Here is a 12709-nt window from a genome sequence, read left to right as displayed (position 1 = left end):
GTCAGGGATCCCCTCAGCCGGCCAGCGTTCGCATATCGCGCAAGCCGTATTCATCCCCCAGCGCCAGCCGGGCCGCCCGCAGCGCGCCGCGCGCGGCCGCCGCATCGCCCGCCAGCCGCAATAGCGCCGGCAGTTCCCACGGCGCGCGCAAGAGCCTGCCCAGCACCGCGCCCACATCGGTCTTGCCGTCATCACCCATGCCCGCCGCCGCGGCAGCCGGGACCGCGCGGCTGGCCGGGTCGATCACCACGCGGCAAGCCGCGAACGGCAGCCGGCAAGCCGCCGCCATGCGCGCGGCGAGGTGTGATTCCATGTCGACGCAAAGCGCCCCCGTGGCCCGGTGCAGCATCTGCTTGGCGGCAACCGAAAGCACCGGCTGGTCCGCGCCGGCAAGGACCCCGACCCTGGCATGCGGCAGTGCCGCGTGCATTGCCCGGGTCCAGGTCATGTCGGTGTCGTAGCGTTCGCCTGCCGCGCAGACCGAGTCCGCCAGCACGAGATCGCCCGGCGCCAGCGCGGGATCCAGCCCGCCCGCCACGCCAAAGCTGAGAATGCCCATGCAGTACCGGCTCGCCATCGCGGAAACGCCTTGTTCCAGCGCAAGGCCGCGCAGGCCGTGCACCACGCGGCAATGCGGGCCGGCGGCGATGCGCGCCTCGAACGCCATGCCGGTGACGACCAGCACGAACGGTGCCGTCATAGCCCCCAGGACACCTGGTGCGCGCCGCCGCGCTGCAGGTTGCGGTAGCGCGCCAGCGCCCACAGCGGGAAGTAGCGCGCATAGCCGTGATAGCGCAGGTAGAACACGCGCGGAAAGCCCACGGCGGTAAAGCGTGGCTCATGCCACAGCCCGCCGGATTGCTGCGTGCGCAGCAGGTAGTCGATGCCGCGTGCCACCGCCGGATGCCGCGCGGCGCCGGCTGCCATCAGCGCCAGCAGCGCCCACGCGGTCTGCGAGGCCACGCTCGGCGCCGGCTCGTAGCCGCGGTAATCGAGCCGGTAGCTGCTGCCGTCCTCGCCCCAGCCGCCGTCGGCGTTCTGGATCTGTTCGAGCCAGGCCACGGCGCGGCGCATCTCGGGGGCTTCCGGGGCCAGGCCCGCGGCGTTCAGCGCGCACAGCGCGCTCCAGGTGCCGTAGATATAGTTGGTGCCCCAGCGGCCGAACCAGCTGCCGTCGGGCATCTGCTCGGCCAGCAGGTAGCGCAGCGCGCGCGCGGCGGGTTCGCTCTTGCCCGGCGTGGCGCCGATCTGGCACAGCATCGACAGGCAGCGCGCGGACACGTCCGCGGTGGGCGGGTCCAGCAGCGCGCCATGGTCGGCAAAGGGGATGTTGTTCAGGTAGAGATGCGTGTTCTCGGGCTCGAACGCGCCCCAGCCGCCGTCGCTGCTTTGCATGCCGACGATCCACTCGGCGGCGCGCGCCACGGCTTCGTCATAGCGGCCCGGCACATCGTGCGCGCGCATGTAGCGGTCCATCGCGGCGGCCACCACGGCAGTGTCGTCCACGTCCGGGTAATAGGGATTGGCGTACTGGAAGGCCCAGCCGCCGGGGCGCACCCGTGGGCGGCGCACGATCCAGTCGCCGCGCACGTCCAGCACCTGCAGCGGCCTGAGCCAGTCCAGGCCGCGCCCGGCCGCGGCGGTTGCGCGCGCCTCGCCGGTTTCCAGCAGCGCGTGCGCGGCCAGCGCGGTATCCCACACCGGCGACAGGCAGGGCTGGCAATAGGCTTCGTCGCCGTGCTCGACCAGCAGCCGCTCGATGGATTGCCGCGCCACCGCGCGCGCCGGGTCGTCGGGCGGCACGCCCAGCACGTCGAACATCATCACGCTGTTGGCCATTGCCGGGAAGATGGCGCCCAGGCCGTCCTCGCCGTTGAGCCGCTCACGCACGAAGGCCTGCGCCGCGGCAATGGCGCGCCGGCGCAGCGTGCGCGGGACGAGCGGCTCGGCCACGCGCAGCAGCGCGTCCAGGCCGCGGAACACGGTGTACCAGCCGGCGTGCTGGTGCGCCGCGCGCGGCGGCAGCCGCACCGTATGGCAATTGCCGACGAACAGCTCATTGATGCCGACCCCGCGCGGGTTGCGCGCCTGCGGGCGCAGGCTGTTCAGCACCAGCAGCGGCACGATCACCGTGCGCGCCCAGTACGAGACCTTGGACAGGTGGAACGGGAACCACTGCGGCAGCAGCATGATCTCGACCGGCATCATCGGCACCGCCGACCACGGCATCACGCCGTACAGGGCCAGCAGCGTGCGCGTGAATACATTGCTGGCCTCGGCGCCGCCCAGCGCGTGGATGGCCCGGCGCGCGCGCTGCATATGCGCGGCCTGGGGATCGTCGCCGGCCATCTTCAGCGCGAAATAGGCCTTCACGCTGGCGCTGACGTCGGAGCGGCCTTCATGGAACAGCGGCCAGCCGCCATCGGGATTCTGGATGCGGCGCAGGTAGCGGGCCAGGCGGGCTTCAAGCTCCAGGTCCGGGGCTTCGCCGAGGTAGTGCACCATCAGCACGTATTCGGCGGGAATGGTGGCGTCGGCTTCCAGTTCATAGACCCAGTGGCCGTCGGGGCGCTGCTGGTGCAGCAGCGCGTCGATCGCGCGGCCGATGCCGTGGTCCAGTGCCTGCGCGGCGCCGCGCGGCGAGGGGCTGTCGCCCGCGCTGGCCGGCGCGATCCGTGGCACTGCCGTGGCAAAGGCGGTCTCATTCATCGACATGCAGACTCCTTATGCCGGTGCGCGGCGCGGCCGCGCCCGGCATGCATCGGGTGCAGCGCTCAGCCAATGGCGTGGCGCAGCACGATCCAGAGCAATTGGGCGCGCGGCAGGCGCACGCGCTGGCGCGGCGCGCGCCAGCCCTGCGTGCGCAGCCGCGCCAGGATGCGGTGGTAGACCTCGGCCATGATGCGCGGCGAGCGCACCTGCCGGGATGGGCAGCGCGCCATGATGGCATAGGCCTGGTCATAGTGCGCCTGGGCCTCGCGCGCCACGGCCGCGCAGGCCTGGCCGACGGCGGGGTGGGCCACCACGGCCTGGGGCGTGTCCGCCCCGATGCCGGCCGCGGCCAGCGCTTCCGCCGGCAGGTAGAGCCGGCCGATGGCAGCGTCTTCGTCGATATCGCGCAGGATATTGGTCAGCTGCAGCGCGCGGCCCAGGTGGTGCGCAAGCGCGATGCCGCACGCTTCTTCCAGGCCGAACACGCGCACCGCCAGCCGGCCGACAGCGCTGGCGACACGATCGCAATACAGGTCGAGGGTGGCCGCGTCGGGGGCACGGATGTCCTGCACCACGTCCATGGTCATGCCGTCGATCACGGCGAGGAAATCCTGCTGCTGCAGGTGGAAGGCCCGGATCTGCGCGCTCAGCGGCTGCAGGGCGCGAGGCGGATTGCCGGCGTAGCAGGCGGCGATGTCGTGGCGCCAGGCATCGAGCGCGGCAAGGCGCTCGGCGTGCGGTGCGTTGCCGTCGGCGATGTCGTCGACCGCGCGGCAGAACGCATAGATCTCGAACATGGCCTGGCGCTGCGCTGACGGCAGGATGCGCAGCGCGGCATGGAAGGAACTGCCGGCCGATGCCGCTGGGCCGGCCTGGCCGCCATGGTCGGCGGCGACAGGGGCGTCTTGCGTTGCGATTTGAGTACCGGCCACGTAACTCCTCGACACGCTGCATACCGTCCCGCACTGACCGCGCAGCATCCGTGCGCGCCCACTGGCGGGAGGGTGGTTGTGGGTCGGCCGATTATAGCAATTTCACCCGTTGCAGGATCGCAGTCTCCACCGCCCCGGTGCCGGCGCGCCAATAAAAAAGCCCCGCGCCGAAGCTGCGGGGCTTTCCTTCCGGCCGGTCCGCTGGACCGGCCCGGACTCCACCGGTATCAGAGGGCCTGAATCTTGGTGGCTTGCTCGCCCTTCTGGCCCATGGCCTTGACGTAGCGTACCTTCTGGCCTTCCTTCAACGACTTGAAGCCATTGCCTTCAATTGCGGAGAAGTGCGCGAACAGATCATTGCCACCTTCATCCGGCGTGATGAAGCCGAAGCCCTTGGCGTCGTTGAACCACTTAACGGTACCGGTTTCCATATCTATCTCAACCTTGAATTTCAAAATGAGCGAAAACGCTCGTTATACACCGTGTGCAACGCACCCAGCGGATCCTTTTTATGTTCCCCGCCAGCGCATTCCATATGACTTCGATATGTCGCTGTCGTGACAACCGAAAACGTCACGGAACGACAACACCAAAAGACACACCGCATGGGCGCTGCACAAGTGGGAATCATTCTGCCGAATTTTCCCGGCGTGTCAATCAGGCTAAGCGCCTAATCATGATGAGAGGTTCCGATAGGAGATGTTAGCGTTTTCTACTTCGGCTTCAGTTCAGTGAATTCCCTGATTTTCTATTGGCGGATTTGGTTGTGCGTGCACCGTCAGCGAGCGCGATGCCACGCCCCCGGGCATAATGGCTTCCGTCCGGTGCATGGGCGTGCCATCTTTTTTACAAATTCTTACGGCAGCCAATGCCTACCGCGTTCGGGGGAAGCGGGCGCGGCCCGGAGATATCATTATGCAGGCAATAAAGGCCAGGCCGGTGGCCGCGCTCGCGTCATGCACAGACATACATGAGCGCGCTCACTGTATGCGGGCCCATACATAAAAGATCGGAACGGGGAATCCATCATGGCGTTTCAAACCTAGCTGTCCGGCATTGCGGTTGCGGACAGCCCCACCACCCGTCGCGCACGGGGCCTGGACTGTTTCCGTTGTTTGCATTTGAGCTGAGGGCCGCTCGCGGTGCGCCCGTACCACGAGCGTGGCTGGCGCGCGCCCTGCGGCGCTGCGGCGCGCGTTAACGCGCGAGCCGGCTCAATGTCTCAGTGTTGGGACAATTGTTGACAATGTGATCCATGCGTCTGTCCTAGCATTCGTTTGCCGGATACCATCGGATTTTTCCGATTCTGAGGTCCACAGTCGGACACAAGGCGGCGACGACCGCATCAGGAAATGTTGTGCGTGAGGCACTTGCCGGCGTGCGCAGAGAAGAGGAAGCAAGCCTGTGAAGCAGCTGGAGGAAGCACAAGGGAGCCGGGGCGGTCGCATGCCGTTCCGATCGGGGTGGGTAGGGATGCGCATGGCGCAGCGGGTGCAAGGCATCGCGCTGGCGCTGGCGCTGGCCCTCGGGGTGGCGACGGCTGCGGCCGCGCCGGTGCCCGCGGCGCAGACGGCATCCTTGCCGTCGATCGCCTTGCACTACGGCGCCAAGCCGCCGGTTGACGCCCTGCAGGCCTTCGACATCGCCGTGGTCGAGCCCGACAGCGGCTTCGACCCGCGCCAGGCGGCGACGCCGGCCACCGCCTGGTTTGCCTATGTCAGCGTGGGCGAGGTGCTGGAGAGCCGCCCCTACTTCAAGGACATCCCCAAGGCCTGGTTCGTCGGGCGCAATGACGCCTGGAACGCCCCGGTCATCGACCAGGCAGCCGACGGCTGGCCCGCCTTCTATGTCGACAAGGTGATCGCGCCGCTGTGGCAGCGCGGCTTCCGCGGCTTCTTCCTCGATACCCTCGATTCCTACCAGCTTGCCGCCAGGACCGACGCCGAGCGCGCGCGGCAGGAAGCCGGGCTGGTGCGCGTGATCCGCGCCATCAAGGCGCGCTACCCCGAGGCGCGCCTGGTCTTCAACCGCGGCTTCGAGATCCTGCCGCAGGTGCATGACCTGGCCTATGCCGTTGCCTTCGAATCGCTGTTCCGCAGCTGGAACCAGGCCCAGGGCCGCTATGTCAATGTGCCGCAGGCGGACCGCGACTGGCTGCTGGCGCAGGCGCGCACCATCCGCGAGCAGTACCGCCTGCCGGTAATCTCCATCGACTATTGCCCGCCGGCGGACCGCCGCTGCGCACGCGAAACCGCGCAGCGCATCCGCGCGCTGGGGATCACGCCCTATGTGGCCGATCCCGGGCTGCAGACGGTTGGCATCGGCAAGGTCGAGGTGCTGCCCCGGCGCGTGCTGGTGGTGCAGGAGCGCCGCCCCGGCGTGTCGATCGATGATTCCGAGGGCGTGCGCTTTGTCTCGATGCCGCTCAACTACCTTGGCTATCGCGTGGATTTCGCCGAGACCAGCGAGGACCTGCCCGAGATCGGGCCGGACCGCTACGCCGGCGTGGTGGTGTACCTGTCAGGCAATGTCACGGCGCAGCCGGGACGCTTCTATACCTGGGTGCAGGCGCGCATGGCGCAGGGCATGCCGGTGGTGTTCCTCAACGACTTCGGCACCAACGTGAGCGGCGCGGTGGCGCGCAGCTTCGGGCTGAAGACCGTCAAGGGCCGCGTGTCGGGCCCGGTCGAGGTGCTGGCCAAGGACCGGATGATGGGATTCGAGATGCCGGTGGCCCCCGACCGCACCCAGGCCGAAGCGATCCAGGTGCCGGACGGCGATGGCTACCGTTCGCTGCTGCGCCTGCGCTCGGGCACGCTGACCTATGACGCCGCCGCGATCACGCCGTGGGGCGGCTATGTGCTGGGGCCGTATGCGGTGCGCCAGAGCGGCAACGGCAACGCCCAGAGCCGCTGGGTGGTGCAGCCGCTGGACTTCCTGCGCGAGGCGCTGCGCCTGCCCGCCATGCCCGTGCCCGATGTCACCACCGAGAACGGCCGGCGCCTGCTGACCATCCATATCGACGGCGACGGCTTTGCCTCGCGCGCCGAGATTCCCGGCGGCGGTTTCTCCGGCGAGGTGCTGTTCCGCGAGATCTTCGACCGCTACCGGCTGCCGATGACGATGTCGGTGATCCAGGGCGAAGTCAGCAAGGACGGCATGTACCCCAGGCTCAGCGCCGAGCTTGAGCCGATCGCGCGCAAGATCTTCGCGCAGCCTTATGTCGAGGTGGCCAGCCATACCTTCTCGCATCCGTTCGAATGGTCGCGCACGGTGCCGGCACCGCCAGGGCAGGCAGCGCAATCCAGCGGGGCCGCCGTGGTCGAGGGCGACGAGGCCTTCCACCTGAGCATCCCCGGCTACAGCATGGACCTGAACCGCGAGATCGGCGGCTCCATCGACTACATCAACCGCACGCTGGCGCCGGCCGGCAAGCCGGTCAGCATGCTGCTGTGGTCGGGCGACTGCCAGCCGCCGGCCGAGGCGCTGCGCCTGACCGACAAGGCGCGCGTGCTCAACATGAACGGCGGCGATACGCTGATCACGCGCAGCAATCCCAGCTGGACCGCGATTGCGCCGCTGGGCATCAACAAGCCCGGCGGCACCTTCCAGGTATTTGCGCCCAACCAGAACGAGAACGTCTACACCAACCTCTGGCACGGCCCATTCTACGGCTTCGAACGCGTGATCGAGACCTACGAGCTGACCGACAAGCCTTATCGCTTCAAGCCGGTCAATATCTACTACCACAGCTATTCGGGCACCAAGGCCGCGTCGCTGAAGGCACTGCGCAAGGTCTATGACTATGTGCTGGCGCAGCCGCTGCTGCCGCTGCACTCGACCGACTACGTGCGCAAGGTGCTCGACTGGCAGGACATGGCCGTGGCGCGGGACGTTGGCGACGGCGGGCCGGGCAGCACCGGTGCCGAATGGATCGTGCGCGGCGACGGCAACCTGCGCAACCTGCGCTGGAGCGGCGCGGGCATGCCCGACGTGGGCGCGGCGCACGGCGTGACCGGCACCTCGCCGGCACCGGGCGGCGGCGTCTACCTGCACCTGGATGGCGGCGATGCGCGCTTTGCCGTGCGCGACACCGTCACTGCCCCGGCCGCGCCGCAACTGGCCGAAGCCAACGGCATCGTGCGCGACTGGTCGCAGCGCGATGGCGTCACGCGCTTCGCCTTCAGCGGCTACTTCAAGCCATTCTTCCGTCTTGCCAACGCCGGCAACTGCCGTGTGAGCGTCGATGGCAAGCCCGTACAGGCCGTCCGCGAGCGCGACACGCTGCGCGTGGACACCGCACCCGTCACCGATCCGAACCATGCCAGGCAACAAGTCGAAGTCCGCTGCGCCGGTTGAGCGCGAGCGGCTGCTACCGCCGGCGCTGGTGCTGACTTTCACCGCGATGGTGGGGATCGGCCTGGCGTTGATGTTCCCGCGCGAGACCCTGCGCGAACGCCTGCTGGGCCAGGGCCGCACCATCGACGGGCTGACCATGGCCTACCTCGAAGCCTGGTGGAAGGTCACGCCCGACGACCCCGCTTTCATGGGCGTGCTGGCCGAACAATACGCGCGCACCGGCCGGCTGGAAGAGGCGCAGGCCATGCTGGCGCGCATGCAGGCGGTGCAGGGCACCGACCTGTCGGGCCAGATCCTGCGCACCCGCATCGAGATCGCGCAGCAGCGCGCCTGGGCCGCGCTGCCGGATACGCCTGAGCGCGAGCAGAACCTGGTGCAGCTGCGCAGCCTGCTGGACCAGGCTGCCGGGCGCAGCTGGGGGCTGGCCGACCTGCAAACGCTGGCCACGCAGTCCAGCCAGGCGGGCGCCCAGGACGCCATGCGCAAGTTCTATGCGGCGCTGGCCAGCCAGGACCGTAACAACGCGGCCTTCTGGAACCGCCAGCTGGCCGATATGGCGATCGCGGGCGGCGATTATCGCGACGCCGCCAACGCCTTGTTCGCGCAACAGGCGGCCGCCACCACGCTGGCCGAGCGGCGCGCGCTGTTCCTGAAGGCGGTGCAGACGCTGCAGTCAGGCAACCTGCTGGACGAAGCGCTGGCGCAGGCCGAGCGCCACGGAGGCAAGCTGCTGGACGATCCGGAGGTGCTGCGCTACCTGACGAAGCTGGCGCTGGCGGCCAACAAGCCGGAGCAGGCCAGCCGCTATGTGGAGCGGCTGCTGAAGGTCTCGGCGCGCATGCGCGATGCCGGGGACATGGCGTTGGCCGCGCGCCAGGCCGAGGTGCGGCGCATCGCCGCCAGCCAGCCTTGGGCCGAGCGCGGCCTGGTCTTCCTCGACGGGCCGCGCGGCCTTGCCTTGCGTGAAGCGCTGGCCGCTTCCGGCCAGCTGGGTACGCGCAAGATTGCGGCGCAAGCTGCTGCTCCCGCGCAAGCACCGGCGGAGCCAGCCGACAAGCCGTTCAACGCCGACGACTACGAGCTCGCCTATCGCGTGTTCCTGTCGGCCGGCAAGCTCGACCAGGCGCAGCGCGTGGCCGAGACCGCGGTGCGCCGGCTGCCGGGCGAGGCGATCTGGCGCGAACGGCTGGCCCAGGTGGCCGAATGGAACCGCCAGCCCGCCGTGGCCCTGAAGAGCTGGCTCGACTATGCCCGCGCCACCAACGACGAGCGTGCGTGGGATGCGGTGATGCGGCTCGCCCCCGGTCTGTCCGACGATCGCGCCTACCTGGCCGCGCTGCGCCACCGCGCGGGCGGCTCGGACCTGAAGACCGTGGACGAGGTGGTGGCGGCCTACGAACGCCTGGGCGAACCGGAAGAGGCCATGCGCTTTCTCGAAGGCCTGAGCCACGGCCCAAGGGCGCGCGACATCATGGAGCGCCACGCAGCGCTGGCCGAGCGCGCCGGCAACGACGAGCGCGCGTTCCAGATCTATACGCAGCTGCAGCAGCGCTTTGGCCCACGCCCTGCCTATGCCCTCAAGCTCGCCAACCTGCTCTATGTGCGCGGCAAGCTGGCGCAGGCGCTGGACGCCATGCTGCCGGCGCGTGCCACGGCCGGGAAGGAAGACATCCTTTACTGGCGCACCTTTACCGAGCTGGCGCGGCTGAACCAGCGCGACGACCTGCTCAAGGACGGCTATCGCCAGCTGATGCTGGCGGCGGCACAGACGCAGGACGAACACTGCCTGCAGATGCCGGCGGGCCCGGCGCGCAACGACTGCCTGGACGAGGTCCGCGACACGCAGGAGGCGGATTTCTCCAACCTGATCGCCTACTACGACAAGACCCCGATCGACGCCGGGCGCATCGCCGAGGCCGACTGGCGCCGCAGCGGCAAGCCGGCATCGCTGGAGCTGGCGCTGTACCACTACACGCGTGCCCATGCCTACCCGCGTATCGAACGCCTGCTGCGGGACATGACGCCCGGGCAGCGCCAGGCGGCAGCGCAGTCGAGCCGCTTCCTGATGCGGCGCGCGGAGTACTACCGCGTGACCGGCCAGCGCGACCTGGCTCTGGCCGACCTGCGCCACGCCGCTGGCCTGCGCGATGCCGACAGCGAAACCCTGGCGGCGCTGCTGTGGACGCTGGTCGACCAGGGCAGCGCTACCGAGGTGCGCGCGGTGATGCGCCGGGTGAAGGACGACGCGGAAGACAACCCCGACCTGTGGGGCGCCTTTGCCGCGGGCCATATGCGCTTCCAGGACGGGCGCGCGGCCATGCACTACCTGCGCAGGCTCAATGACGGCAAGAGCGCCGATCCGCTCTGGCTCAGCCTGATGGCCGATGCCTATGAAACCATCGGCCAGACCGACATGGCCTGGCGCGTGCGCCGCCAGGCCTGGATCGACCTGCACCACGGCTGGTCCCAGGGCGGGGTGCGCTATGCCAGGCTGAGGCCCGACAACACCGACGGCGACGAGGAGTACGAGAACGAGTCCGGCGCGCCTTCGCGCGCGGACCTGCGCCGCCAGACCGTGGCGCTGGGGCAGATCTTTGCCTCGGGCGATGTCTCGCGCGCGCTGGTGATCCAGATGCTGCGCGCGGACCGCGCTTCCACCGCGGCGCGCGAACTGGCGCTGCCGATGGCGGGCGCGCCGTCGCAGTTGGGCGAGGTGGCCGGGCTGCCGCCGCTGCATGAGGCGGCAACTGCGCCCGCGGAGGTCGTGCGCAACGCGGCCCGCCGCGATGCCGCGCTGTCCGCGGCCGGTCGCGATGCCGCTTTGGCCTGGGCGATGTCCGCGGAATCCAACGAACTGGCGCGCGGCTGGCTGGCCCGCCAGTATGTCAACCGGCTGCAGCGCCCGGCCTATGCCGAGGTGGCGATAGCGCTGGACCAGCAGGACATGAACAGCCTGGACCGCATCCTGGAGCGCCAGGCCGGCCGCGTGCCGGTGGCCAACCAGATCGAGGCCAACCAGCAACTGAACCGCATCGGCGCCGCGCAGACGCTGGCCTTCGAGACCCAGGAGCGGGCCCGTTCCGACGACACGCTGCAGGACACCTTGCAGGAGACGCTGCTCTACAACGCCCAGGCGATCGAGCCGCGCGTGAGCTTCATGCACCAGAAGCCGCTGGAATATACCGAAGGCAGCCTCGCGGGTGGCGTGCGCCTGTGGGACGGGTATGACCTGAACCTGCGCGGCACCTGGCGCGACCAGCGCAGCACCGACCCCCAGCAGCTGGTGAACGTGCCGTCGTCCGACCGGCGCGCCGACCTGTCGCTGGGTTATCGCGACAACAGCAAGCGCTGGCGTGCCACTGCAGGCTACCGCGAGGGACTGGACACGATGGCGACCGCGCGCTTCTTCGGCGAGTGGAACCAGCAGGGTCGGCTGCAGTTCAGCACCCTGGCCGGGCTGAACCAGCCGGCCGATGAATCGGCGCCGCTGCGCGTGGGCGGGGCCAAGGACGTGGTGGGGCTGGGCGCAACCTGGCGCTTCAGCCTGCGCGAGTTCGTCGGCGCGCGCATCGAGTACAGCAGCTTCCGCGGGCAGGACCGCAGCGCGCTGGGGCATGGCATGGTCTATGACGTCGAGGCCGGCTACAGGATCCGCACCTCGTATCCGGACTACACCGTGCGTGTGGTCGGCACGCATGCCAACTACAGCGCCAACGGCGGCAGCCTGACGCCGCGCATGGCGTCGCTGGTGCCGGTCGGCGACGAAGCCACGCCGGCGTTCTACATGCCGCAGGGCTTTACGCAGGCCGGCGTGCTGTTCGGCTTCGGCACTGAGCTGCTGGATGAGTACACACGCAAGTGGCGGCCGTTCGGTGAAGTGGGGCTGCTGCGCGACACGCGCGCACGGCAGAACTTCCGCGTGCAGGGCGGGCTGGCCGGATCGGTGTTCGGCAACGACCACCTGGCGCTGTATATCTCGCATGAGACCGCGGCGCGCAACGGTGGCAAGCCGCTGACGGAACTGGGAATGCGCTATCGCTGGCTGTACTGAGCCGGCGGCAGCGGATGGCACGGATCGGGTAACAACAGGACATGGAAAAGGGGATGAAGATGAACAAGCAAACCACGGCAGTGACGGGCAAGACGGTGGCCAGGCGGCTGGCGGCATGGTGCGGCGCGCTGGGCGCGGCACTGTGGCTGGCGGGTTGCGCGGTGACGGATGTCGGCCGCGCGCCGGCGCTGGCCCGCGGCGAGACCATCGCGGTGCTGCCGATCGTGAACTACACCGAGACGCCGCAGGCCGGCCTGCGCGCCGAGGCGATTGCCGAGAGCCTGCTGAAGACCGGCGGCGTGGCCAGCCTGAAGCGCTATCCGGCCAGCCTCAATCCGGAAACGCTGTTCGAGCCGGCCGAGCGCGAGGCCGTGGGCAAGGCGCTGGAATGGGCGCGTGCCGAGAAGGCCCGCTACGCGCTGACCGGCGCGGTGCAGGAATGGCGCTACAAGGTGGGCGTGGACGGCGAGCCCGCGGTCGGCATCTCGCTGCAGCTGCTGGACGTGGCCAGCGGTGAAGTGGTGTGGTCGGCCACCGGCAGCGACAGCGGCTGGAGCCGCGCGTCGCTGTCGGGTACCGCGCAGAAGCTGCTGCGCCGCCTGCTGGCGCCGCTGATGCAGGGCTGAGGCGGCGGCAAGCCATCAGGACGAGGCTG

General features: G+C 69.3%; 7 protein-coding genes. 3 read left to right on the top strand and 4 right to left on the bottom strand.

From position 1 onward, the window contains the following. Nucleotides 1–13 precede the first annotated feature (13 nt). The 4 genes from CNE_RS28740 to CNE_RS28725 all read right to left on the bottom strand — a co-directional run bounded on the left by CNE_RS28740 (nt 14) and on the right by CNE_RS28725 (nt 4075). The gene (locus CNE_RS28740; protein ID WP_013953810.1) at nt 14–700 is read right to left on the bottom strand and encodes a phosphorylase; all 687 of its coding nucleotides are present in this window, start codon (nt 698–700) and stop codon (nt 14–16) included. Beyond that, entirely contained in the window at nt 697–2715 is a 2019-nt protein-coding gene (shc, locus tag CNE_RS28735) for a squalene--hopene cyclase (protein WP_013953809.1), read from the bottom strand. The genes CNE_RS28740 and shc overlap by 4 nt, the downstream gene beginning before the upstream one ends. 59 nt (nt 2716–2774) lie before the next feature. Next, nucleotides 2775–3644: a presqualene diphosphate synthase HpnD gene (gene hpnD, locus CNE_RS28730; RefSeq protein WP_013953808.1), complete on the bottom strand. Its 870-nt coding sequence runs from the start codon at nt 3642–3644 to the stop codon at nt 2775–2777. Nucleotides 3645–3871: 227 nt separating this feature from the next. Next, the gene (locus CNE_RS28725; protein ID WP_010810931.1) at nt 3872–4075 is read right to left on the bottom strand and encodes a cold-shock protein; all 204 of its coding nucleotides are present in this window, start codon (nt 4073–4075) and stop codon (nt 3872–3874) included. A 1042-nt stretch (nt 4076–5117) separates the two neighbouring features. Here CNE_RS28725 and CNE_RS28720 point away from each other — a divergent pair. From CNE_RS28720 to CNE_RS28710, 3 genes are read left to right on the top strand one after another with little or no spacing between them, the layout of a single operon-like run. Then, nucleotides 5118–8003 (top strand): bifunctional glycoside hydrolase 114/ polysaccharide deacetylase family protein, encoded by a 2886-nt coding sequence (locus tag CNE_RS28720; protein WP_013953807.1) that lies wholly within the window; start codon nt 5118–5120, stop codon nt 8001–8003. Further along, nucleotides 7966–12054, top strand: coding sequence for a tetratricopeptide repeat protein (locus tag CNE_RS28715; RefSeq protein WP_013953806.1), 4089 nt, complete (start codon nt 7966–7968; stop codon nt 12052–12054). Before CNE_RS28720 ends, CNE_RS28715 begins: the two co-directional genes overlap by 38 nt. Before the next feature lie 59 nt (nt 12055–12113). After that, on the top strand, nt 12114–12680 hold the full coding sequence (locus CNE_RS28710) for a transporter (protein WP_041228943.1): 567 nt from the start codon (nt 12114–12116) through the stop codon (nt 12678–12680). Nucleotides 12681–12709: the final 29 nt, after the last annotated feature.

Source organism: Cupriavidus necator N-1, assembly GCF_000219215.1.
Classification (GTDB): Bacteria; Pseudomonadota; Gammaproteobacteria; order Burkholderiales; family Burkholderiaceae; genus Cupriavidus; species Cupriavidus necator.
The sequence above is the reverse complement of the archived record's forward strand: the minus strand, read 5'-3'. Positions and strand labels throughout refer to the sequence as shown.

What these genes read in the sequence shown, in the direction of transcription:
- CNE_RS28720 (WP_013953807.1), top strand. Translation starts at nt 5,118, where the DNA reads ATGCGCATGGCGCAGCGGGTGCAAGGCATCGCGCTGGCGCTGGCGCTG.
- CNE_RS28715 (WP_013953806.1), top strand. Translation starts at nt 7,966, where the DNA reads ATGCCAGGCAACAAGTCGAAGTCCGCTGCGCCGGTTGAGCGCGAGCGG.
- CNE_RS28725 (WP_010810931.1), bottom strand. Translation starts at nt 4,075, where the DNA reads ATGGAAACCGGTACCGTTAAGTGGTTCAACGACGCCAAGGGCTTCGGC.
- CNE_RS28740 (WP_013953810.1), bottom strand. Translation starts at nt 700, where the DNA reads ATGACGGCACCGTTCGTGCTGGTCGTCACCGGCATGGCGTTCGAGGCG.
- shc (WP_013953809.1), bottom strand. Translation starts at nt 2,715, where the DNA reads ATGTCGATGAATGAGACCGCCTTTGCCACGGCAGTGCCACGGATCGCG.
- CNE_RS28710 (WP_041228943.1), top strand. Translation starts at nt 12,114, where the DNA reads ATGAACAAGCAAACCACGGCAGTGACGGGCAAGACGGTGGCCAGGCGG.